Annotated in this window: 21 protein-coding genes and 1 other RNA gene; 11 read left to right on the top strand and 11 right to left on the bottom strand. The window is 49.6% G+C overall.

Annotated elements, in window-relative coordinates; all coding sequences use genetic code 11:
• The first annotated feature begins 51 nt into the window (after window positions 1–51).
• Window positions 52–693, top strand: a complete 642-nt coding sequence (locus DYD62_RS01850; RefSeq protein ID WP_115225803.1) for a phosphatase PAP2 family protein — start codon at window positions 52–54, stop codon at window positions 691–693.
• 792 nt (window positions 694–1,485) lie between these two features.
• Here the strand turns inward: DYD62_RS01850 and DYD62_RS01845 are convergent.
• From DYD62_RS01845 to DYD62_RS01795, 11 genes are all read right to left on the bottom strand, one after another.
• Window positions 1,486–2,814 (bottom strand): hypothetical protein, encoded by a 1,329-nt coding sequence (locus tag DYD62_RS01845; protein ID WP_115225802.1) that lies wholly within the window; start codon window positions 2,812–2,814, stop codon window positions 1,486–1,488.
• Between the two features lie 362 nt (window positions 2,815–3,176).
• Window positions 3,177–4,259 (bottom strand): ribonucleotide-diphosphate reductase subunit beta, encoded by a 1,083-nt coding sequence (locus DYD62_RS01840; RefSeq protein WP_115225801.1) that lies wholly within the window; start codon window positions 4,257–4,259, stop codon window positions 3,177–3,179.
• A gap of 49 nt (window positions 4,260–4,308) precedes the next feature.
• Window positions 4,309–4,863 (bottom strand): hypothetical protein, encoded by a 555-nt coding sequence (locus DYD62_RS01835; RefSeq protein ID WP_115225800.1) that lies wholly within the window; start codon window positions 4,861–4,863, stop codon window positions 4,309–4,311.
• 9 nt (window positions 4,864–4,872) lie between these two features.
• Window positions 4,873–5,427, bottom strand: coding sequence for a hypothetical protein (locus DYD62_RS01830; protein WP_115225799.1), 555 nt, complete (start codon window positions 5,425–5,427; stop codon window positions 4,873–4,875).
• Window positions 5,424–6,452: an adenosine deaminase gene (locus DYD62_RS01825; RefSeq protein ID WP_115225798.1), complete on the bottom strand. Its 1,029-nt coding sequence runs from the start codon at window positions 6,450–6,452 to the stop codon at window positions 5,424–5,426. The genes DYD62_RS01830 and DYD62_RS01825 overlap by 4 nt, the downstream gene beginning before the upstream one ends.
• A gap of 449 nt (window positions 6,453–6,901) precedes the next feature.
• On the bottom strand, window positions 6,902–9,760 hold the full coding sequence (locus DYD62_RS01820) for a ribonucleoside-diphosphate reductase subunit alpha (RefSeq protein ID WP_115225797.1): 2,859 nt from the start codon (window positions 9,758–9,760) through the stop codon (window positions 6,902–6,904).
• Between the two features lie 464 nt (window positions 9,761–10,224).
• Window positions 10,225–10,914, bottom strand: coding sequence for a hypothetical protein (locus tag DYD62_RS01815; protein ID WP_115225796.1), 690 nt, complete (start codon window positions 10,912–10,914; stop codon window positions 10,225–10,227).
• 61 nt (window positions 10,915–10,975) lie between these two features.
• Window positions 10,976–12,388: an alkaline phosphatase gene (locus DYD62_RS01810; RefSeq protein ID WP_115225795.1), complete on the bottom strand. Its 1,413-nt coding sequence runs from the start codon at window positions 12,386–12,388 to the stop codon at window positions 10,976–10,978.
• A 33-nt stretch (window positions 12,389–12,421) separates the two neighbouring features.
• Window positions 12,422–13,831, bottom strand: coding sequence for an alkaline phosphatase (locus DYD62_RS01805; RefSeq protein ID WP_233702857.1), 1,410 nt, complete (start codon window positions 13,829–13,831; stop codon window positions 12,422–12,424).
• 321 nt (window positions 13,832–14,152) lie between these two features.
• On the bottom strand, window positions 14,153–14,632 hold the full coding sequence (locus tag DYD62_RS01800) for an FKBP-type peptidyl-prolyl cis-trans isomerase (protein ID WP_099399779.1): 480 nt from the start codon (window positions 14,630–14,632) through the stop codon (window positions 14,153–14,155).
• A 4-nt stretch (window positions 14,633–14,636) separates the two neighbouring features.
• Complete coding sequence (locus tag DYD62_RS01795; RefSeq protein WP_115225794.1) at window positions 14,637–15,104, bottom strand: peroxiredoxin; 468 nt, start codon at window positions 15,102–15,104, stop codon at window positions 14,637–14,639.
• Window positions 15,105–15,155: 51 nt separating this feature from the next.
• Here DYD62_RS01795 and DYD62_RS01790 point away from each other — a divergent pair, with 51 nt between their 5' ends.
• The 10 genes from DYD62_RS01790 (at window position 15,156) to DYD62_RS01745 (ending at window position 23,543) form a co-directional block, all read left to right on the top strand.
• A complete protein-coding gene (locus DYD62_RS01790; protein ID WP_115225793.1) occupies window positions 15,156–16,265 on the top strand; it encodes a ribosomal protein uL16 3-hydroxylase in 1,110 nt (369 codons plus the stop codon).
• On the top strand, window positions 16,243–16,734 hold the full coding sequence (locus DYD62_RS01785) for a DUF7931 domain-containing protein (protein WP_115225792.1): 492 nt from the start codon (window positions 16,243–16,245) through the stop codon (window positions 16,732–16,734). Before DYD62_RS01790 ends, DYD62_RS01785 begins: the two co-directional genes overlap by 23 nt.
• A 211-nt stretch (window positions 16,735–16,945) precedes the next feature.
• Complete coding sequence (locus DYD62_RS01780) at window positions 16,946–17,143, top strand: hypothetical protein (RefSeq protein WP_115225791.1); 198 nt, start codon at window positions 16,946–16,948, stop codon at window positions 17,141–17,143.
• Between the two features lie 243 nt (window positions 17,144–17,386).
• Window positions 17,387–18,706 carry a TRZ/ATZ family hydrolase gene (locus DYD62_RS01775; RefSeq protein WP_115225790.1) on the top strand — a complete coding sequence of 440 codons (1,320 nt, stop codon included), beginning with the start codon at window positions 17,387–17,389 and terminating at the stop codon, window positions 18,704–18,706.
• On the top strand, window positions 18,703–19,413 hold the full coding sequence (ubiG, locus tag DYD62_RS01770) for a bifunctional 2-polyprenyl-6-hydroxyphenol methylase/3-demethylubiquinol 3-O-methyltransferase UbiG (RefSeq protein ID WP_115225789.1): 711 nt from the start codon (window positions 18,703–18,705) through the stop codon (window positions 19,411–19,413). The genes DYD62_RS01775 and ubiG overlap by 4 nt, the downstream gene beginning before the upstream one ends.
• Window positions 19,414–19,454: 41 nt before the next feature.
• Entirely contained in the window at window positions 19,455–20,108 is a 654-nt protein-coding gene (locus DYD62_RS01765) for an HAD family hydrolase (protein WP_115225788.1), read from the top strand.
• 309 nt (window positions 20,109–20,417) lie between these two features.
• Window positions 20,418–20,782, top strand: a transfer-messenger RNA (tmRNA) gene (gene ssrA / locus DYD62_RS01760).
• Between the two features lie 363 nt (window positions 20,783–21,145).
• The gene (locus tag DYD62_RS01755) at window positions 21,146–22,285 is read left to right on the top strand and encodes an RNA ligase RtcB family protein (protein ID WP_115225787.1); all 1,140 of its coding nucleotides are present in this window, start codon (window positions 21,146–21,148) and stop codon (window positions 22,283–22,285) included.
• Entirely contained in the window at window positions 22,282–22,902 is a 621-nt protein-coding gene (gene prfH / locus DYD62_RS01750; protein WP_115225786.1) for a peptide chain release factor H, read from the top strand. Before DYD62_RS01755 ends, prfH begins: the two co-directional genes overlap by 4 nt.
• 146 nt (window positions 22,903–23,048) lie before the next feature.
• On the top strand, window positions 23,049–23,543 hold the full coding sequence (locus DYD62_RS01745) for a low molecular weight protein tyrosine phosphatase family protein (protein WP_373280360.1): 495 nt from the start codon (window positions 23,049–23,051) through the stop codon (window positions 23,541–23,543).
• Window positions 23,544–23,610: the final 67 nt, after the last annotated feature.

The raw sequence follows: 23,610 nt of genomic DNA, 5'->3' as shown, positions 1-23,610 counted from the left end.
CATCAAGTACGCGCTATTATTCTGCCCTGCACTTATTACAGAAAAGACCCCATGCTATTGAACTGGTTTTCTATTACCCGGCTGGGCGAAGCCGGCTTACTTTTGCCACTCGCCTTTGCCCTGATACTGGGGCTGGCCCTAATGCGCGCCCACCCGCTTTGGGCCCAATTTGCCCTGCGCCTGCTGCTGGCAATCACCATCACGCTGATCAGCAAAATCGCCTTTTTTGCCATGGGCTTTGGCATCCCTGCCATCAATTTTATCGGCTTCAGCGGCCACACCCTGCTGGCCACCGCCATCCTGCCCGTGTTATTTGCCTGGGTATTTATCAGTAAAGAAGGCTGCTTCAGCAAAGCAGGTTTAGCACTAGGCTTAATCATCGCCGCAATCATCGGCTGGTCACGCCTAAAAGTGAATGCACACAGCAGCAGTGAAGTCATTACTGGCTGGCTGCTGGGCTATATGGTTGTGCACCCTTTCTGGAAAGCCCGCATCCAAAGCTTCGCCCCCATGAAAAGACTCATCCCCATCGCCTTTACCGCACTGGTGTTCATCATGTGGTCGCACCCCCAAACCGCCATCCACATCCCCTCCTACACATGGGAGCAAGACATCGCCAGATGGCTGATCGGGCACAACAAGATTTATACAAGGCAAGACCTGCATCAAAAAGAAGAAAGTAAGCAGCCCTAGCGCCACAAAACCCAGTCTTGAAACACTTCAGCACTTGAGAAAAGATCAACCTGATTCAGATCTTTTACTACGATCGTCTTTTTAGTGCCTTCGCCACGGTACTCAGAACCGGCCGCCACAGCAGGCATCAACATAAGTCTGATGCACTTATCCCCCCCTTTGTAAAAGGGGGGCTAGGGGGGATTTGCTTTGGTGTCTTTACTGAAAGGTGTAAACAACGCCAATTCCAAAGCAAATCCCCCTCAATCCCCCTTTAACAAAGGGGGAAGCTAAAACACTGAAGTGCCACCTGAATTTGGGCAGATAAAACATGAGCAAGCAAGCAGCAAAACCCAAATATTGAAACACGGAGGGCACAGAGAAAAACAAAGACGGAGATAAACCATCTCAGGCTTGTTCTTCGATGTGGATTTGGATTTGGATTTGGATTTGGATTTGGATTTGGATTTGGATTTGGATTTGGATTTGGATTTGGATTTGGATTTGAGATATTTTCGCCCCCAGCCATTTGAATTTATATCGCAACTCATCGCACGGGGCTTAAATCTCCCCTTGAAGCACGCCGAAGCGAGGAACAAGCGGGCGGGGTTTCGGCGAGGACTGTTTGAGCGAGCCTGCGAGCGAGTTCCGCAGCCGCCGCTCGATTGTCCGCAGTGAGGGGTTTCGTGCTGGCCGGGGCGGCCTTCTTTTGGTTCTTTTCTTAGCCGTTAAGAAAAGAACGCCCACGCGGTGGCTACCGCTCCAAAATCAACGTGCCGAAGGCACTAAAAAATAATCACTACGGAACTTTGATCACTCATTAGCCGCGTTGGTAATTTTCTTTTCTGACTCGGGTAAATACTGGGGAACGGAATGGCTAGAGGTCTCTGAGTTTAAGGAGTTTCGATTGCCGGCTACATGCTTCATAAAATCCCAAAATCCGCTGCTTTTTGCCGCTTCCTGCACAGGGCTGCCGTGATTTTCTATCTCCATCACACGCAAGGGTTGCTCATCGAGTCTATTCAGAGTGGAAGTAAACAATTTTCGGCGGAAATCATCATCCAAATCAACTGCTTCCTTACGATACCCTTCGTAAGCATTGCCAATCGAAGCCTTAAAGCTATAATCCTCAGCCAGCTTAAAGCGCTGACTGATTTGCTTAGTTGCAACCCAACTCAACCATACTGCAGGACCAATGCTCAATACCATCAGTAGAGTTTGAATCAATATATTAAGAGCAGGAATCTTCGGGTCTTGCAGTAAGGTACTAATGAGTTGTGCTCGCTCGTGGCCAACATACATCGCACCAAGCAGAGCACATAATAAAATAAATAACCAAGCATAAACTGAATTACCAAGGCTGTTCGCCCTCTGCTGAAATGCCCCCGCCAGTACGGTCGAAGTACCAATACGATGCAATTCCCTTAATTGCTTTAATAGAGTTTGGCTTTCCACAGATTGCTGATCCATCATTTCCTTGATGGCTAGGCAGGCATTTAGTTTGTCATCCAATGAACGGCGATGATGCCCACCTTCTTGCAGCATGGTTTGATAGTGCTGGTTGGATTCATTCTGGAGACGAGTAATTTCTTGCTTAGCTTGTCGGAGTTCGTCAAGGTCGGCGGGAAGGCGGGTGGCTGTTTCATCAGCAGCACGGATGCGCGCCACCATATGTTCTAGATCCTGGGTACTAGGGTCAAGCTTATTAATTCGGCTTTCCAACCCCTTCAATTTATTCCGAAGTTCTTGGGCTTTCAGAACATAATTAGCACATTCGGCTACGCTAGGATCAGGCAATGCTGCGCGTAAAAGTTGCTCTATATGAAGCAATGACAATACATAGGACTGTAATACTGCAGGATAATTACCACTAGGGAACTGAGGAAATGTATGAGTACGCAGAGCGACCAATTTGGCAGTTAGCTGCTCAATAACAATCGTAGTATCACTACTTAATTTGCCATCAAATTGTTCAATTCGGTTAATAGCCACGTGAATAACATCATGTAAATCACCCTTACTGATGCTCGGACAATTCCAACCATATGCAACAGTGAATGGCCCTTCATTTAGAATGTATTGATCAAGTGTACTGATGTGACTTTTTAGCTCGTCACTTAGGGCAACTAAAGTAGTATGCATGAAACTCCTTTATATTTTCGCATTAACCTTCATTATTGTACAAATATACAACCAAACATCATGTCAATACTTTTGCAAGTAGAACCGAGCTTTACGCAATAAAAAATTCGGTGTCTTGCGGCCCCAACCACTAATCTTTTTTATTAATTCTTGACCAATTTAAAGATATCTATATTGCTAATTACTGAATTTAATTTTTTTAGCTAAAAAGTAAAGCATAACAAGATTTTAATACCGATAATGTGGAGCGAAGTCGAACCACTTTTTTAATGATCCTTAAACTTCGCTCCGAGTAAACGGATTCAAATTATCTTATGCATAACTACTAAAAAAATGCCAATTTTTTAAATAGTCATTAAACCTCAATCCCAGCTCAAAGCCCCACCAGTCTGATACTCCGTCACCCTAGTCTCAAAGAAATTCTTCTCTTTCTTCAAATCAATCATCTCACTCATCCATGGGAATGGATTGGTCACGCCCGGGAACATGGGTTCCAAGCCAATTTGTTGCAAGCGGCGGTTGGCGATAAAGCGTAGGTATTCTTTGAATTGCGAAGCATTGAGGCCAAGCACACCACGGGGCATGGTGTCTTCGGCGTAGGCGTATTCCAGCTCTACGCCGCGCTTGAATAGGCCGTAGATTTCGGCTTTAAATTCTTCGGTCCAAAGCTGTGGGTTTTCCATTTTGATGGTGTTGATCAGATCAATACCAAAATTGCAGTGCATGGATTCATCGCGCAGGATGTATTGGTACTGCTCGGCAGCGCCGGTCATTTTGTTCTGGCGGCCCAGCGCCAGGATTTGCACAAAGCCCACGTAGAAGAACAGGCCTTCCATGATGCAGGCGAACACGATGATGGAGCGCAGCAATTGCTGATCTGTTTCTAAAGTACCGGTTTTAAAGCTTGGGTCGGTCAGGATATTGATGAAAGGAATCAGAAATTCATCTTTATCGCGGATCGAGGCCACTTCGTTGTAGGCGTTAAAGACTTCGCCTTCGTCCAGGCCCAAAGATTCAACGATATATTGATAGGCGTGGGTGTGGATGGCTTCGTCGAAAGCTTGGCGCAGTAAAAACTGACGGCATTCTGGCGAAGTGATTTGGCGGTAAGTACCCAAAACGATGTTGTTGGCAGCAAGGCTGTCAGCGGTAACAAAGAAACCCAGATTGCGTTTGACCAAGCGGCGCTCGTCATCGGTCAGGCCGTTCGGGCTTTTCCACAGCTCGATATCGCGCTGCATGTTTACTTCTTGCGGCATCCAGTGGTTTGCACACTGCGCCAAGTATTTTTCCCATGCCCATTTGTGCTTAAACGGCACCAGCTGATTCACGTCGGTGGTGCCGTTAATCACGCGTTTGTCCGAGGCATTGACGCGCTTGGCGGTGGCGGCATCCAGATTGATAGTGGTGGTGGGTGTGCTGATTTCATCGTCAAAGTTGAGCATTACAAGTCCTGTCTTACTGATGTTGATACTGAGTGATTGATATAGATGCTTACTGAGCAGGGGTGCTGAGTAAATGGGTTTTGATATTACTGGTGTCAGTGATGCCGTACTGCTGGCCCAGTGCGTAAAAATCGCGTTCGTGCTGATCGCTCATTTTTAGGCTGGATTGAAAACTCAGTGCAAGATGCACTTCACCAAGGTACGTCACTTCACCGGCTTTGACTTCAAAACGCTGCCCGATCGGCATTTGATCGCGGCGCTGCTGCGGCCAACCTGCGGCGGTGTAGCTCCAATCGCCCACCGCTTGCTGCACGGTATATTGGCCGGGGGCTAAGCTTAATAGATGTAGCTTGCCAATGGCATTTTTATTGGGCGCGGCAATGGTGTCGTGCAAAATACTGGCGTTTAAATCGCTACGGCCATTGGGGCCTTCTAAGCGCAGCCATGCATTTGCGCCATCCTGATCAAAGGAATTCAGCGTTAAGGCCACCACAACATAGCCCTGATCAGCAGGCGGGCTGAGCTTGCCTTGCAGCACCGCCACGGGAGCGGTGGCACAGGCACTTAAAAATAAGACACTGCTGAGAATGAAACTTTTAAACATTTGGCTACCTCACAGCAAGCGGGTCGTCATGTTACGGGTGTCCTGCACGCCCCACTGCTGTAGTTGATAAAAATCGCGCGGTGTCTGATCGCTATAGCTCAGGGCTGGGGCAAAATTAAGCTGAGCGTTGATCTCGCCTAAATACAGCACTTCACCCGCAGCAATTTGAAACGGCCGCTCTATTTTAAAGTGCGGCTGCCCGCCCCGTCCGTTCGATCCGTTTACCGCCCATTCTCCCCACGCTTCACTGACCGTATAGCGGCCCGCTGCCAACGGCAAAACCCATAGTCGTCCGCGTGTTTCGGCATCTGGCCCGCTGATCACATCGCGGCTGATATCGGCTCGCAGGCTATGCTTGCTGCTTACCCCGGCCAGCTCCACTTGCAGCGAAGCCCGATCCGTTGACAAAGATTGCACACTTATAGCCAGCACCACATAGCCCTGCCCTGCAGGTGGCACAAGGCGGCCGTTTTCAATTTGCAAGGCGGGCTGCGCGCTGCAGGCCGCCACTAAGGCACTCGCCACACCGGCCACGGCCTGCACACATCGTGATAAAAAACTCATTTAGCGATACAGGCGATACGTAATACTTCGGCACGCCAGCGCGCTTTATCGGCGTCTGGCAACCAAGATGCTTCAAAGCTGTGATTAATCAATTGAACGACCTCGCTGGCAGATAAATCCAAAGCAGCACGGCAAGCTAATAAGTTAGCGTTGAGATAGCCACCAAAATACGCGGGATCGTCAGAATTCACCATGGCGCACAGGCCCGCTGCCAACAAATTACGTAAATTATGTTTGGATAAATCATCCACCACACAGAGCTTTAAATTAGAAAGCGGGCAAACCGTCAGCGGCACGCGCTCTGTGGCTAGGCGCACCATCAAGGTGGCATCTTCAGTACAGCGCACGCCATGATCAATACGCCGCGCGCCCAGCAAATCCAAGGCCTCAGTAATATATGAAGCAGGGCCTTCTTCACCGGCATGGGCTACGGCAGGCAAGCCCAGATCACGGCAACGTTTAAATAATTTTTGGAATTTAGCAGGCGGGTGGCCCAGCTCGCTGGAATCCAGCCCCACTCCGTCGATTTGCGCGAGGTAAGGCAGCGCGGCTTCCAGCGTGGCTTTGCCATCGGCCTCAGATAAGTGACGCAAAAAGCATAAAATCAGTTTGGAGCTAATGCCCAGTTTATCGGTGGCATCTTGCAGGGCACGGGTGATACCACGGATCACCACGCCAATATCAATACCGCGCGCAGTATGCGTTTGCGGATCAAAAAAGATCTCGGTGTGCACAATATGATCTGAATAAGCGCGCTCGCAATAGGCCCAAGTCAGATCGTAAAAATCTTCTTCGCTGACCAGCACACTGGCACCGGCATAGTACAAATCTAAAAATGATTGCAGATTATCAAAAGAATACGCAGCACGAACTTCTTCTACATTGGCGTAAGGCAGGGTAATGCCGTTTCTTTGCGCCAGCTCGAACATCATTTCCGGCTCTAAAGTGCCTTCAATATGTAGATGCAGCTCGGTTTTAGGTAAGGCGAGGATCAGTTGATCGACAGGGTGCAGGGCTTCGGTCATTTGACTCTCAAGGTGTAGGTCTGTGAATTTAATAATTCAAAATAGGTTAGGTAATAAATTCATTACCCAACCTAATTAGTTAAAAAATCACTTTGGCTTTTTAATAGTTTCAACTACATGAGTAGTCGGATTTTGTTTTGCTGTTGCAACGCTAGTAAACTGCCCTGTCGTTGCATCCCGCCCAATTTTCTGAGCATTCTTCGGCTTTTGCGCCATAAAACGATACCTCTATGAACTATTAGAGGATGGTGTCTAGACCCAATTGTGCTAGCATCACGTTTCGATGGAGAGCAGCGCATTTAGGGCAACGGTCTAATCCTGAAACCCCGCTGCTATTGGAAGCCCCTTGGTGTTAGCGCACTAAGGGGCTTTTTTACTTCCAATCCATTTACTTACCGCTTCGACATACGTTGGGTTACGCGATAAAGCTGCTAACCCAACCTACAAGATTACTGGCAGCTCTCGCATTCTGGGTTATCAATCGAGCAAAATTTCATATCTGTAGCTGGTAATGCTGCGTCGATTGCGGCCATAGCGGGTTCTGCTGCACTGCTGCCTGCTACGGCTGCTGTGCTGCTGTAGCCGCCACTCACTGGCACGGCATTCAGCTCGCCACCGCTGCCGGTGGATTTTTCTGCTGCGGTAGCGGCCATGGTGCGCAGGTAGTAGGTGGTTTTCAAACCGCGCAACCATGCAAATTTGTACAGCTCGTCCAGTTTCTTGCCTGATGCACCCGCAAGGTAAAGATTGAGCGATTGGCCTTGGTCGATCCACTTCTGGCGGCGCGATGCGCATTCAACCAGCCAGCTTGGGTCTACTTCAAATGCGGTGGCGTAAAGGTCGCGCAGGTCTTGCGGAATGCGCTCAACTTTAGATACCGAGCCGTCAAAGAACTTCAGATCAGAGATCATCACCGCATCCCACAGACCGCGCTCTTTTAAATCACGCACTAGGTATTCATTCACCACGGTGAACTCACCCGACAAGTTTGATTTCACAAACAAGTTTTGGTAAGTCGGCTCGATACACGCCGATACACCAATGATATTGGCAATGGTGGCCGTTGGTGCAATGGCTAGGCAGTTTGAATTACGCATACCGTGGATGCGAACGCGTTCACGCAGCTGTGTCCAATCTAGGCTAGAGCTGGTATTCATTTCCAGATAACCACCGCGCTCTTCTGCCAGCAATTTAATCGAATCTTGCGGCAATACACCACGATCCCACAGGCTGCCTTTGTAGCTAGGATAAGTACCGCGCTCTTGCGCCAGCTCGGTCGAAGCCCAGTAAGCATGGTAAGCCACGGTTTCCATCGACACATCGGCAAACTCAACCGCAGCATCCGAGCCGTAAGGCAGGCGTAGCATATGTAAGCAATCCTGGAAGCCCATAATGCCCATACCCACCGGACGATGCTTCAAGTTTGATTCACGCGCTTTACGCACTGGGTAGAAGTTAATATCAATCACGTTGTCCAGCATGCGCATCGCTGTTTTGATGGTGCGTGCCAGTTTATTGGTATCCAGTTCACCATTTTTAATATGGTTTACCAAGTTGACCGAGCCCAAATTACATACCGCAATTTCGTTCTCGTTGGTGTTCAGGGTAATTTCTGTACACAGATTCGAGCTATGCACCACGCCAACGTGCTGCTGCGGGCTACGAATATTGCAAGGGTCTTTAAAGGTGATCCAAGGATGGCCTGTTTCAAACAGCATCGAAAGCATCTTGCGCCATAGCCCCAGCGCCGGGATTTTCTTGGCGATTTTCATTTCGCCACGGGCGGCTTTTGCTTCGTAGGCCACATAGGCCTGTTCAAAGTCTTTACCAAACTTGTCGTGCAGATCAGGCGCTTCGGACGGGCTGAATAATGTCCATTCACCGCCCTGCATTACCCGCTTCATAAAGAGATCAGGAATCCAGTTGGCGGTATTCATATCGTGCGTACGGCGGCGATCGTCACCTGTGTTCTTACGCATTTCTAGGAATTCTTCGATATCTGCGTGCCAGGTTTCAAGGTAGGCACACACCGCGCCCTTACGCTTGCCGCCCTGGTTTACCGCCACAGCGGTGTCGTTCACCACTTTAAGGAAAGGCACAATCCCTTGCGACTTGCCGTTGGTGCCCTTGATATGGCTACCTAGGGAGCGCACAGGCGTCCAATCGTTACCCAAACCACCGGCGTATTTAGACAGCAGCGCGTTTTCTTTCAGCGCTTCGTAAATACCTTCCAAATCATCGGATACGGTGGTGAGGTAGCAGCTAGAAAGCTGGCTACGACGGCTACCGGCGTTAAATAGCGTTGGGGTGGAGCTCATAAAGTCAAAGCTAGACAAGACGTTGTAGAACTCGATCGCACGCTCTTCGCGGTTGATCTCATTCATCGCCAAGCCCATCGCTACACGCATAAAGAAGCTTTGTGGCAGCTCAATGCGGGTGTCTTCAATGTGCAAGAAATAACGGTCATACAGGGTTTGCAGGCCAAGATAACCAAACTGGTAATCGCGGCTGTGATCGAGCGCTGCGCCGAGCTTAGCTAAATCGTACTGAGCGAGGTTTTCATCCAAGAGCTCCGCATCAATACCGCGCTTGATAAATTGCGGGAAATAACTGGCATAACGATCGGCCATTTCTTCATGGCTAATTTCCTTGCCTAATACTTCCGAGCGTAAATCATTTAACAAAAGGCGCGCAGTCACAAAGCTATAAGCAGGGTCTTTTTCGATCAGCTGACGCGACGACATAATCAAAGCGCGGCGCACTTCTTCTGCCGGTACGCCGTCGTAAACGTTTTTCAGTGTTTCAGCCAGCATCGCCGCTTGGTCAGTGGTGCCTTCCAGACCCTTGCAGCAAGATGCGATCAGCGCTTTTAACTGGGCTAAATCAAGTGGACGGCTGCTGCCATCGGCATAGCGTACATTGATGGCGTGATGATGCTCTGGCTCAAATCGCGCATGACGCTCTTTGCTGCGCTCTTCGCGGTATAAAACATAGGCGCGGGCTACATCGTGCTCACCTGCGCGCATCAAGGCCAGCTCAACCTGGTCTTGGATATCTTCAATATGAATCGCGCCGCCTTCTGGCTTACGACGCATCAAGGCCGACACCACGGATTCAGTTAGTTGGATGGCTTTCTGGCGCACAGCGGCGCTGGCAGCGGCATCACTACCTAATACAGCGATAAACGTTTTGGTCACTGCTACGGTGATTTTATTCGGTGCAAAGGGCACCACCGATCCATCGCGGCGAATGGTTTTGTAATCGGCATAGCTGCTGTGCTGCTGAGCAGTGTTAACGCTATCGGTCATAGGGCTCTCATTGAGTTGCGCGTGCGGCTGAGTGGGCACGTCTCGCTGTGGATAATTTTGTGGATTTCTTGTGGAGAAACACTATATGTAGTGTTTAACAAGAAGAGTTAACACAAATACTAGTGTCTTTCGGAGAAAGTGGCAAGCAGATGATGGGCAAGAAAAGAAGCGGCGGATATACAAAAAAAAGCGGCTTCCGCAAAGCGAGTATTTATGCGGTTTGAGCGCTGTAGCAGGAAAACGACATCGTAAAAAAAGCGACAAATCACAGCATAAACCATCGTTAAAAAATGTACTCCAACAGCATCAACGCCCCACAACTCAGAGACTGCAAAAATTGCCTAATAAACAATCATGCCCTGTTTTTGCAAGCCAAAAAAAACGGCGCCTTACTGAGAAAAGCGCCGCTCGTATAGCTTTAAAAAAACGTTCCACAGGGCGCGATGGCCACAGGCAAGACCGGTTTAATCCAGCAAATCCATATAGTCTCTTTGTCTGTAGCCTGCTGTATCGGGCCATGGCATTTCTTTTGGCATGGCTTGCGGCTCTACGGTAATGCGGCTCCAGCTGCCGCCATCTTCTTTACCAGTTTCTATCAGCCGTGGCAGTTGTAGTTTTTCTGACCACAGCACCAGGGTATACATGCCGTTTTTACGGGTTTCGAGCCACACTTCGCCTGCGGCAGCAGGAATGCCGCGCTTATCCATGGTTTTTAGCTGCTGCCTGTCCAGCATATAAGCGGCACTTTCCCACTGACCATCAAAGCCCATTTCACGAAAATCTGTAGTGCCCATTTCAATCACTTGCCGCATTTTACGATCAATAAAATGAAGCTTTACTTCGCCCTTATCCCCCAGCTCAACCAATTTGCCTGCCAGCGCAAAATTAATACTATGGCTGTGGCCCTCATGCCCCTTGGGATTGTTCTCCTGCCCGCGTGTTTCAGCCTGTGCGTTTTGAGGCACCAGCCGCTCACTCCAGATGCGGCGGGGAGTGCGCAGCCATGTTTCTTGAAAACGGGTTGTTTTAGTCACGCCTTCGGTGCTCACCATCCGTGTTTCATACGTCACCAGTGCAGTGATATCAGGGCTGGCTGCGACATGGGCGCTGAATGTGGCTGCGGCAAAAATCAAAGCGCTGAAAAAGTGTTTCACAGTATAAATTCCTTACAAAAACAGGCCAGCACCACACTGACCTGTTTTTAATAACTCACTATTAAAAGCCGAATGCCTGCTTCACTAAATCAAAGACTTTGGTATTGACCATGGTGCCCTTAAATACGCCAGACCCCGCACCCGCCGAAAACAGCATGACATCGCCACCACCATGTGTTTCTGACTGATCTTTCACCCGCACACCCCCTTCTTGCTGATAATCATCGGCCAGCACTTCGGCCTCTGTCAGCATGGTGCGAACAGGCTTGCGGTTTGAGCTATTACCAAACACCAGGGTGGTGTAATTCATGCCATCCGCGTCTTTGGCTTCGGAGCCATCTTTATAGTTTTTAACCGTGCCCAGAATATTGCTGCCCCGCTTACCATAGCCATTAATCGTCAGCGTATGGTCGTGATCCGCAGTCACCACAATCAGGGTATTTTTTAAGCCCGGATCGCGCTTTTGCATATCATCCAGAGCGGTTTTGATTGCATCATCAAAGGCAATGGTGTCTTCCATCACGCGCTTTGCATTATTGCCGTGCAAGGCATGATCAATACGCCCGCCCTCTACCATCAAAAAGAAACCAGCTGGTTTTTTGGCCAGAACTTCAATAGCCTTGCTGGTCATTTGACTAAGGCTGGGCTGATCCAGATTTTTTTTAACCCGATCTAACTCGTAATCCATATGGCTGGCGCTGAACAGGCCAAACAACTTATCCGTTGTGCGGGCATCCAGCGCTGCCAGCTCGCTGCCGGTACTAGCATAGCGATAACCCTTGGCTTTCATTTCTGCGACTAAATCGCGGCCATCGGTACGTACACCGCTTTTAACGGAGGCAGGTAAAAAGTGCTTTCTGCCGCCCCCCATCAACACATCCAAGCCATCTGCACCCAGCTTGCTGTTGTAGCCCTCACCGCCTGGCACGGCTTGCATCGCAATCGTGTTTTCTGCATCGCGATGGCAAACATGGGCATAGGTTGTAGCGGGTGTGGCATGGGTAATACGGGTGGAGGTAATCGACCCCACGCCCTTACCCTTAGCTTTTGCGATTTCTAAAATGGTATCAACGGCCTTGCCATTATCTGCCGGGCAGATACTGTCGAAGCCCTTATGATCAGCACCACTCAGATAAGCATTGCCATTTGCATCGATGGCCTGTGTTTCCGGGCTCATCGAAATGACTTCGTTATTCATTTTTACGCCGGTCATATAGGCAGCCATTGAGGGCGCGGAATCCGTTGTCTGGGCGTCGTTAGAATAGGTTTTGATGCGGGCCGTGCGGGACTGGCCGTTTTGCAGCTTCTCCATATTTAAAGCACCTTCTTCCTGGTACTTATAAATACGTGCCGCCGTAACCGTTGCCGGCCCCATGCCATCGCCTAAAAAGAAAATAACATTCTTGGCTGCAGCCTGTGCGCCCTGTGCAAAAGCCAGCAGGCAGGCCGTTGCGAGGAGTGATTTTTTCATCATGATGATAATTCCTTAATCTGTGCAGGGGCAGGCTTACAGGCCGGCAGCTTCGCGAATGAGTTTAAATACATGGGTGTTATCCATCACACCAAAGAACCGCTCACTCCCCTTGCCCATCGCGCCCAGAAAAACATTGGTGCCGCCGTGGGTTTCATCACCGGCATTTCTGCGAATCGCCGCTTCTTGGTGATAGGTATTTGCAAACACCGTGCTGTCATCTAATGCAGCGAAGCTTTTACGCTCGCCCTGAGTGCGGTTTTCACCATTACCAAAACCAATAATGGTGTAAGGCATGCCCTCTGCATCTAATGAAGCCTTATTGCCCACCACATCTTTTACGAGACCCAATACGCCGGGGTTTGTGGCTGTCGATTTGCCCGTACGCTTGGCATAGCCATTCAGCACCAGAGTATGGTCATGATCTGCCGTGACCACGATCAGAGTGTTTTTAAGCTCTGGATCCGTTTTTTTAACTTCAGTGATCGCGGCTTTAATTGCATCATCAAATGCAACGGTATCCTGCAGCGCTTTTTTGGCCGTTGTTTCATGCAAAGCGTGATCAATACGGCCGCCTTCCACCATCAGAAACAGGCCCTTGCTGTTTTTCTTTAATCCTTGCAAAGCCTTGACTGTCATTTCTGCAAGGCTTGGCTCTTTAGCAGGATCGCGGTCCAGATCGTAGCTCATATGGCTGGCTGTAAATAAGCCGACAAACTTAGCGGTCTTTGCTGCATCCAAGCCATCAAACTCTGCACGATTTGTGGCAAAGCTGTAGCCCTTGGCCTTTAATTCTGCAAGCAGATCACGATCATCCGTGCGTTTACCCTTAGCACTGGCAGGGGTGAAAAACTGCCTGCCACCGCCCATTAAAATATCCACGCCATCCTGTAAGGCCACGTTATAACCCTTGCCTCCCGGCACAAACTGGGCAGCAATATCGTTTTCTGCATCGCGGTGGCAAATATGGGCGTAGCTTGCTGCCGGTGTGGCATGAGTAACGCGGGTGGTGGTGACCACACCCGTTGCAAGGCCAGCCGCTTTGGCTATCTCAAGCAGGGTGCGAACCGGCTTGCCATTGTCGCTAGGGCAGCGGCTGTCAGCGCCGCTCAGGTAAGCATTGCCTGCCGCATCGGATGCCTTGGTATCTGGGCTCATAGAGATGACTTCATTATTCATCTTTACGCCTGTCATATAGGCAGACATCGACGGGGCAGAGTCCGTGACTTGCGCATCATTTGAATATGTTTTGATAAAGGCCGTTTCTGGCAGGGTATCCATCGTGAGATCACCCTCTTCGCCCACGGCATAGATGCGCGCAGCGGTCATGGTCGTTAAACCCATGCCATCGCCAAGAAAGAAAATAACGTTTTTAGGTGCCACAGGCGCGGCAACAGCAGCAGAAAATGCACTGGCCATCAGGCCTGTAATAAGAAGGCGTTTCAATTTGACGCTCCCAGAGAGGAAGAGCGCAAGGTAAGCCTGTTTTCTTAAATATTTGTTACATCTATGCTAATAAAATATTTCAACTACAGCTCTGTCACCAAGACGGCCTTATTTTCTTTCGAAAAATGGCAAATAAATGACATTTCATTGCAAAAAAACCATACCTCAGAAATATGACATTTACAAAAGTGTAATATTTACACTCTGTAAATCCCCCACTCAAAACGGTTTTTCTTGTCAAAACCTGAATGACGTCCGTTTTGGGAGCACAAAAAAAAGCGAGCCTGAGCCCGCTTTCTCTTCGATCAAACCAAAATCATCTTAGTGATGATGGCCGTGCTCGCCGTGCACATGACCGTGCTCCAGCTCTTCTTCAGTCGCTTCACGAACATCTGAAACGGTACCAACAAAACGAATAGTCATGCCGGCAAATGGGTGATTAGCATCCACTACAACGCGATTGCCTTCGATTTCTGTAACACGGAATAACAATACTTCGCCTGTTTCAGGATCATCGGCTTCAAACATCATGCCGGCTTCAACTTCCATAGGGAACGAAGATTTTTCTTCTTCACGTACTAAATCTGCATCGTGTTCGCCGAAAGCGTCTTCTGCTTCCATAGTCACATCAATGCTGTCACCCACGTTTTTACCTTCAAGTGCTTCTTCTACCAGAGGCAAGACATTGTCGTAACCTCCGTGCAGGTAAGCAATCGGCTCTTCGGTTTTGTCGATTTGCTTGCCTGAGGCATCAAACATTTCATAATGTAAGGTTACAACGGTATTTTTTGCAATTTGCATGGGTTCACCCTAGCTGTTTCACGAGTTTAAGAATTTCCGCCGCATGGCCCTTCGGGACAACGTGATAAAACGCATGGCGGATCACGCCGTCCTTATCGATTACAAACGTGGAACGGTCTATGCCGTATCTTACCACGCCATGTGCCTCCCACTCATGCAGAGCGTGATAGAGCCGGCTTACTTCGCCTGTTGTATCGGCCAATAAGTCGAATTCTATGCCCTGCTCGTCTTGAAATTGCTCGTGCGACAAGCAATCATCCATGCTGACACCAAGGATAACTGTGTCATATTGCCGAAATGCTGCGACACGATCACTAAACTCAACCGCCTCGGTAATACCACCGGGCGTGTGATCTTTATTAAAAAAGTACAACACAAGGTGAGATTTGCCCCGAAACTGCGCTAATTGCACATTTTCCATCTGAGCATCAGACAAAATAAAATCTGGCGCTCTATCTCCAGCGTTCAGCATGTGTTCTCCATGCGATAATTGTTGTAATCCATTCTGTTATAGAGCAAAAAAATGCAACTTTTAGGCGGACTCAGTCCGGAAGAATTTTTAAGAGATTACTGGCAAAAAAAACCATTACTCATCCGCAATGCCTGGAGCAATTTTCCCGAGCTGATTGATTACGCACGCCTCACCGACCTTGCCCAACAGAGCGATGTGGAATCAAGACTGATTGAATATAAAGAGGGCCGCTGGAAAGCCGAATCAGGCCCTTTCAGAGCATCCCGCTTCAGCCGCCTGCCAGAAACAGACTGGACCGTATTAGTAGGGAATGTGAACCATCTGGTTCCGCATATTGAAGATTTACTCTATCAATTTAACTTCCTTCCTTACACCAGACTGGATGACCTGATGATTTCTTACGCGCCGCCCGGCGGCACGGTTGGCCCGCACTACGATTCTTACGATGTATTTCTACTGCAAGTGGGCGGAAAGAAACGCTGGCAAATTTCAAGCGACGACGCCAGCGGCTTTATTGAAGACGCCCCAATCCGGGTATTAAAAGAGTTTCATCCCGAGCAGGAGTGGGTGCTGGAACACGGCGATATGCTGTATTTACCGCCGATGTACGCCCATTACGGCGTGGCTATAGAGCCCGGGATGACTTACTCCATCGGCTTCAGAGCACCCAAAACCCAAGAAATCGCCGGTAAATTTTTAGAGTTTCTGCAAGATGAGTTGTGCCTTGAAGGAATGTATAGTGACCCGCAGCGCCAGCCCACCCATAAACCCGCAGAAATCGATAACGAATTTGTCGGGCAAATCGGTGAAATGCTGAAAAACATCACATGGAACGACGAAACCATCCGGCGTTTTGTAGGCAGTTATTTCACCGAGCCTAAGCCTCATGTATTTTATGATCAGCCGGATGAGCCACTGGATTTGGATGAATTTGCCGCAGCAGTGGCAGCGGGCGGCATTAAAATCGATGCCAAAGCACTGATGCTTTATGAATCTGAGCGGGTTTATGCCAATGGCGAAGCGCTGGAATTTGAGCCTGAAGCGCTACCTTGGCTGCAAAAACTGGCTGATCAGCGCAAATTGCCTGCGGCAAATTACCCTGAAAGCCTGATCACAATTCTTTATGAATGCTACGAATATGGCTACTTGCAGCTTTCCTGAAGCCCAAACTTTTGATGCCTATGCGGCTTACCCGGCCGCTGTGGCGCAATTATTGGCTTCGGCGCAACATGAATTACTCCTTTGCGAGCGCAACTTTTCACACTGTGATCTGGGCAGCAAAGCCGTTTTTGATGCTTTATGGGCATTTTTTACATCTCAACCAGCGGGGCATCTGCGGCTGATTACTTTTGATACTCAATACCTTAGCCACAGATGTCCGAAATTTTTACAATTGACAGAAAAATTTCCTTCGAAAATTGAATTGCGTCTTGCCTATGAATCTTGCTCCAGCTGGCAAAAGGGCTTTATTCTGGCGGATAAAACCTGCTTATTACACCGCTATCATTTTGATTGGGCGCGCGGAGAAATCACAACAGAGCCTCATATTGTTGCGATGATGCAACAACAATTTAATGCGCTTTGGGAGCAATCAAGCCCAAGTAATGAATGGCAACGCATATATTTATAGGTATTTAACATGTTGTTACATGGCGTTGCAGAATTCTTGCCTAAATAGCGGTATTCATAATGTGTTGGACTGTTCTTTCAAATAAAACGTGATATTATTTGCGCTGTCGGTCGGTCACTGAATGATTGCAGTTTTTCAGCATCGATCCACGGTTGATTGCACCTATTTAATTTCGTTTGTCCCATTCGTCTCTGTCAAAGGTAAGTTCATAATGAAAAAGTCCCTGCTAGTTGCTGCTCTGATCGCTGTTGCTCTGTCCGCTTGCGGCAAGAAAGATGAAGCTCCTGTTGAAGCAGCATCTGCTGTTGTTGAAGCAGCATCAGCTGTTGTTGAAGCAGCTTCAGCTGTTGTTGAAGCAGCTCCTGTTGCTTCCGAAGCTGCTGCTTCCGAAGCATCTGCTGCTAAGTAATTAGTCAGTAGCATCGCTTTAAAAAAGCCGGCCGCAAGGCCGGCTTTTTGTTTTTCCCTTCCCGCATTCAATACAGCTCAAAAATGAAGGCCAGAATCAAATCATTCCTCTGGCATTAAAAGATCATAATCAGATCAATTCTGCCTTTACAATCAAAGCACAAAACAATTTCAATCATTCTATTTATGCCCATTAAATAAAAACAGGCCCTGCTATTTTTATCGCTTAATTCGAGACGATTCCATGCAGATTATTGCACCCCGCTGGCTTATTCCAATTGAACCCCGGGCTCAGGTATTAACGAATCACGCCATCATCGTTGATCGAGACACAATTATCCAGATCATGCCGCTCACTTCAGCGCGCAGCCACTACCCGGCAGCCCAAGAAATCCAGCTGCCCGAACACGCCCTCCTCCCCGGCTTTATTAATACGCATACCCATTCTGCAATGAGCTTATTACGCGGCTATGCCGACGATTTAGCCCTGATGACCTGGCTGAATAAGCATATCTGGCCAGCAGAAACAGCACATGTCAGCGATGATTTTGTTTGTGATGGCACAACGCTCGCCATTATGGAAATGATTGCCGGTGGCACAACGTGCAGCAATGATATGTATTTTGAGCACAGCGCCGTGGCACGCGCGGCGGTTTCCAGCGGATTCCGAATGGGGATAGGCTGCTCTATTTTAGAATTCCCCACGCCCTATGCCTCTGATGCAGATAGTTATATTAAAAAGGCGCTTAACTCGCGCTCTGAATTCAGCGGAGAGCCATTAGTCCACTTTACCCTGGCTCCGCACGCCCCTTATACGGTGAGTGACCAAACCTTCAGCAAAGTAATTACCCTTGCCGATGAATTTGATCTGGGCTTGCATTGCCATATCCATGAAACTCAGGATGAAATCACAAACAGCCTGAAACAATACGGCGTTCGGCCTCTGGAGCGGCTCGCCGCTCTGGGTTTTTTAGGATCAAACTTAGTTGCAGCACACATGGTGCATACCAGCGATCCAGAAATCGCTCTGCTGGCTAAATATGGCGTCAGTATTGCCCACAATCCAGCCAGCAATTTAAAGCTGGCCTCTGGCATTGCCCGCGTTCATGCCATGCAGCAGGCTGGCATCAATGTCGGCATTGGCACAGATGGCGCGGCCAGCAATAATAAAATCGATCTGTTGGCCGAAATGCGCCTTGCAGCCCTGCTTGCAAAAGCCGAAGCAAGCGACGCACATGCCATCCCTGCGTGGCAAGCCTTAGAAATGGCCACCATAAACGGTGCCAAAGCCATGCGCCTCGATGATAAAATAGGCAGCATTAAAGCAGGGAAACAAGCAGATCTGATTGCCATTGATTTATCTGCCGCCCACACTCAGCCCTTATATGATCCGCTATCACAAATTGTATATGCCGCTGATCGCTCACAAGTCAGCCACGTATGGATTGCTGGCCGCTGTGTTTATCAGGAAGGGCAGCATTTCAGCCTTCATGCCCGCGAAACGCTTAACCGCGCCCGGCGCTGGCAACAACGCATTAGCTCTAAGACTAAGGAAACCGAATGACTGAAGCACCTATTAATGTCGACCCTTCCGAGATCGCCAAATTCTCTGCTCTTGCCCATAAATGGTGGGATACCGAGAGCGAATTCAAACCCCTGCACGAGATCAATCCGCTGCGCATCGATTTTATGCAAAAGCACGTAGACTTGGCCGGCAAAAAAGTTCTCGATGTAGGCTGCGGCGGCGGCATTCTGGCCGAAGGCTTGGCCCGCCAAGGTGCACAAGTAACCGGCATTGATCTGGCAGAAAAGTCGCTAAAAGTCGCCAAACTGCATTTATTTGAATCCAAACTGGAAGTCGATTACCGCTGTGTGCCGGTAGAGCAACTAGCTACAGAAGCGCCAGAAAGCTATGACATCGTTACCTGCATGGAAATGCTAGAGCACGTGCCAAGCCCCGCCAGTGTGGTAGCTGCCTGCGCCCGCTTGGTTAAACCGGGCGGCTGGGTGTTCTTTTCTACTCTCAACCGCAACGCCAAAAGCTATATGCTGGCCGTGGTGGGCGCTGAATACGTGCTGGGCATGCTGCCACGCGGCACGCACGACTACGCCAAATTTATCAAGCCATCTGAGCTCGCCCGCATGACCCGCAATGCCGACATCGAAACCGTATCGCTCAGCGGCTTGAGCTATAACCCGCTCACCAAAATCTATAAGCTGGACGACGATGCGGCCGTGAACTACCTGATTGCCACAAGGAAAGCCCCTTAAATCAAAACAGACCATTCATTTAACCTCACAAGGAAAACACCATGATTACCGCAGTCCTGTTCGATCTTGACGGCACGCTGGCAGATACCGCACCTGATTTAGGTGCAGCACTCAACCGCCTGCTGGCCGAAGAAGGCCGCAAACCGCAGCCTTACTCCGCCATCCGCCCACTGGCCTCCCACGGCGCACGCGGCCTGATCGAGCTGGGCTTTGGTGTTATTCCGCAAGACCAGCAGTTTGCTGCGCTGCGTGAGCGTTTTCTGGCCCTGTACGAAGCCGGCCTCTGCGAAGAAACCGCCTTGTTTGAAGGCATTCATGCCCTGATCGAAAAAATTACCGCCCGTGGCATGCAATGGGGCATCGTCACCAATAAACCAGCCCGCTATACCGACCCGCTGATCGCCCAACTCCCCTTCCCCAACCGCCCCGGCGTAGTGGTATCTGGTGACACCGTTGGCGTGGCCAAGCCCGATGCCAAACCCATGTACTTTGCCGCCGCCCAACTAAGCGTAGACCCAGCCCGCTGCATCTATGTAGGCGATGCAGAACGCGATATTGAAGCAGGCCGCAAAGTAGGCATGCGCACCGTACTGGCCGATTACGGCTATATCAGCGGCCAAGACAAACCCCATGAATGGGGCGCCGACCACCGCATCGCCCACCCGCTGGACCTGCTGCAACACCTGCCAAGCTAAACAAACCGCTCTGGCAAGCAGGCCTAGCCCGCCTTGAAACACGCAAAATTCAAGCAAAGTCAATTTCTGTAAGATTTTGACCTTGCCTCCCCCTTTGAAAAAAGGGGGACTGAGGGGGATTTAGCACCGCTTCAACAGAAATAATCGCCCAAGCAGCGCAAACCCCTCACTCCAAAACATCCCGAATAAGCCTTTGTTATTGCTAACAAATCAAGCCAACGTCTCCAGCAAGCTTCACCAGAATCCAGCGCAGGCAAAGGCTATCGTTGTGCAAGAGCAGGCTTACGCGTATAATCAGAGATCTTCATTGGGGCCGCCATGGTTTCGACGGGGGTTGCAAAGTGGATGAGGGCATACCGGGGTCTCAGATTCCCGTAAAACACTGAATTTATATAGTCGCAAACGACAATAACTACGCTCTAGCCGCTTAATCGCGCTAGACTCTGCACTACAGGGCCCATCGGGTAGGTCGCCTAAAAACGATACGCAGAGTCATTAAGATGGGATCGCTTTTGCTCGGGTTACTTGGGCAGAGGTTAAATCTAAGGTAACTCGTTCTCTCCAAGCCTGTCGGTCGGCGTGGTCGGGAATTAAAACCAAATGACATGACTAAGTATGTAGAACTCACTATAGAGTGCTTCCGGACGCGGGTTCGACTCCCGCCGGCTCCACCAGTATAAAGCAATGAAATCAGCCACTTAGAGAAATCTAAGTGGCTTTTTTTATGCCTAAAAAGGCCCTTTTGTTTCAGGACCAGCACCTTGCCAGTGCGGTGGTGATCTGCTCCAAGTATAAATAACCAAAGCGACACTTTCTGCCACACCCGCCTTAATTTATTTGTGCAATTCGCCGCAGCCGGTGTAGGATTCTGGCCATTCGTTTTATCAACCGCACTGTTTAAAGGAGAACACATTATGCAAAACACCACTACATTCTCCGCAGTCCGCGCCTAGTTTAATCAAGACTTCCCTCCAGTAAGTCCCATTGACCCGGCTTCGGCCTGCCACATCAACTTTAAAATTTGATATGGATTTATCATGGGCAATTACGTTCAAAATTTGTCTGCGCGCGTTAATTTAATCGCGTCTGCAGATACATGGATCGAAGGCGATGCGATCCAGCAATTACAAAACACCGCCAAACTTCCCGGTATGCAATATGTTTCCGGTATGCCTGATTTGCATCCTGGCCGGGGCTATCCGGTGGGTGCGGCTTTTTTCTCTACTGATTATATTTATCCGGCTTTAATTGGTGGCGATATTGGCTGCGGCATGGCTTTGTGGCAAACCGATATTGCGGTGCATAAAGCCAATCTCAGCAAGCTGGAGAAAAAACTCGGCAATATTGATGGCCCTTTGGGCGAGGAGTGGCAGGATGAAATGGCCAACTCAATCGCGGCACAAACTGGCTTTCAACAGGCACTGGGTACCATAGGCGGTGGCAATCATTTTGCAGAACTGCAATCAATCGATAAGGTTTACGACGCCCCCCTTCTGGATGCACTGGCGCTCAATAAGCAGCAGCTTCAGCTTCTGGTGCATAGCGGCTCGCGCGGCCTAGGGCAGTTTATTTTGCGCCAGCATATCGATCTGCATGGCCACCATGGACTAGCGGTTGATTCGGCAGACTGCGCGGCGTATCTGCAAGCGCATCAGCAAGCAGTGCAATTTGCCATGCTAAACCGCAGGCTGATTGCCCGGCGGATATTGTCGCGGCTAAACGCAAATGGCCAGGCACTGCTGGATATCAACCATAATCTGGTTCTGCCCGCGCAAATGCATGGCCTGCAAGGCTGGGTGCACCGCAAAGGCGCAACGCCGGCCGATGTTGGCCCGGTGGTGATTCCGGGCTCACGCGGCGATTTCAGCTACCTGGTTTTACCGCTGGCCAGCGATCTGAGTCTCTGCTCACTGGCCCATGGTGCGGGCCGTAAATGGATGCGCAGCGAATGCAAAGGCCGCTTAAGCCCGCGCTATACCGTGACCCAGCTAAGCCGCACCAAGCTGGGCAGCCATGTGATTTGTGCCGACCGGCAACTGATTTATGAAGAAGCCCCCGAAGCCTATAAACCCGCCGAAAACATTATTTCAACCCTAGAAGGTGCAGGGCTGATCAAGGTGATTGCAAGGCTGAGGCCGGTACTCACTTACAAAACCCGCGGGGAGTGCTGCGAATGATTTTATTACAACTCTCTGCCGCCCAAGGCCCACTGGAATGCCAGCTGGCCGTTTCCAAAGCCCTGCACCGCCTGATATTTGAAGCCAGACAACGGCAACTCAAGCTGGATATTTTAGAGCAGGAAACAGGTGATAAAGCTGGTGTTTATCGCTCTGTTTTATTCAGCCTTGATGGTGCAAGCGCTGAAGAGCTGGCCTGCCAATGGGAGGGCACGGTGCAATGGATCTGCCCCAGCCCTTACCGCCCACGGCAATTACGCAAAAACTGGTTTATTGGTGTTTTGCGCTGTACAGAAACCCAGCGCGATTTATCAGGGGAGATTCGTTTTGAAACCACGCGCTCATCCGGCCCAGGCGGCCAGCATGTAAACAAAACCGAATCCGCAGTGCGGGCAACCCATCTGGCAACAGGCATCAGCGTAAAGGTGCAAACCGAGCGCAGCCAGCACGCCAATAAGCGCCTTGCAGAAATGCTGATCGCCCACAGGCTGGCCTGCCTTGCCGAAGAAGCCAGCGCCAACCAGCGCAGCGAGCGGCGTTTAATGCATTACCAAATTGAGCGTGGCAGACCAAAGCGCGTTTTTAAGGGTGAGCAATTTATCGAAAGCGTCGCTTAATAAATTTGCTGATATTGCTATGTAGCAACTTTATTGTAATTGATACATGGCAATACCCTTAGCTTTGCACCTAACTCTTGATAGCAAAGCGCCATGCTTCGCTGCCGTCGAAGCTTAAAAATAAACAAGATCAATCAGGTGAAAAAATGAGCAATAAAGACAATAGCTTTAGAGAAAAACGCTGGAAAGATATTTATCTGCGTTCGGAAAAAATAGCGCGCGCCCAACAATTGGGTTTTGAGTATCCACGCACCACTGAAAAACAATTAGTACAGGAAGAAGCCATGAGGCAATCCGCAGAACGCTGCAAAGTGCTATTTATTTGCAGCCGTAATCAATGGCGCAGCCCGACGGCGGAACAGAGCCTGCGCAAGCATCCCCAATTACAGACCCGCTCGGCAGGGACCAGCCCCAATGCGCGTCACACCGTTTCGGTTGACGATATCCGCTGGGCCGATGTGATTATGGTGATGGAAGAAAAACACAAATCTCGTCTTGTCGCGCAATTCACGCGTTTGCTCAACAACAAGCCGCTTTATGTGCTTGATATTCCAGACGATTATCAATTTATGGATCCGGAGCTGATCGAGCTACTGGAGCAATCGACCCACAGCATTCTTAATCTCACCAAGCAGTTTTAAAATAGACCTAGCAGCCTGTCAGGCTTAATCAGGCGTTTTTGTCGCCGATTTAAACTCTGCACTGCAG

The sequence above is a fragment of the Iodobacter fluviatilis genome, assembly GCF_900451195.1.
Lineage (GTDB): Bacteria > Pseudomonadota > Gammaproteobacteria > Burkholderiales > Chitinibacteraceae > Iodobacter > Iodobacter fluviatilis.
The sequence above is the reverse complement of the archived record's forward strand: the minus strand, read 5'-3'. Positions and strand labels throughout refer to the sequence as shown.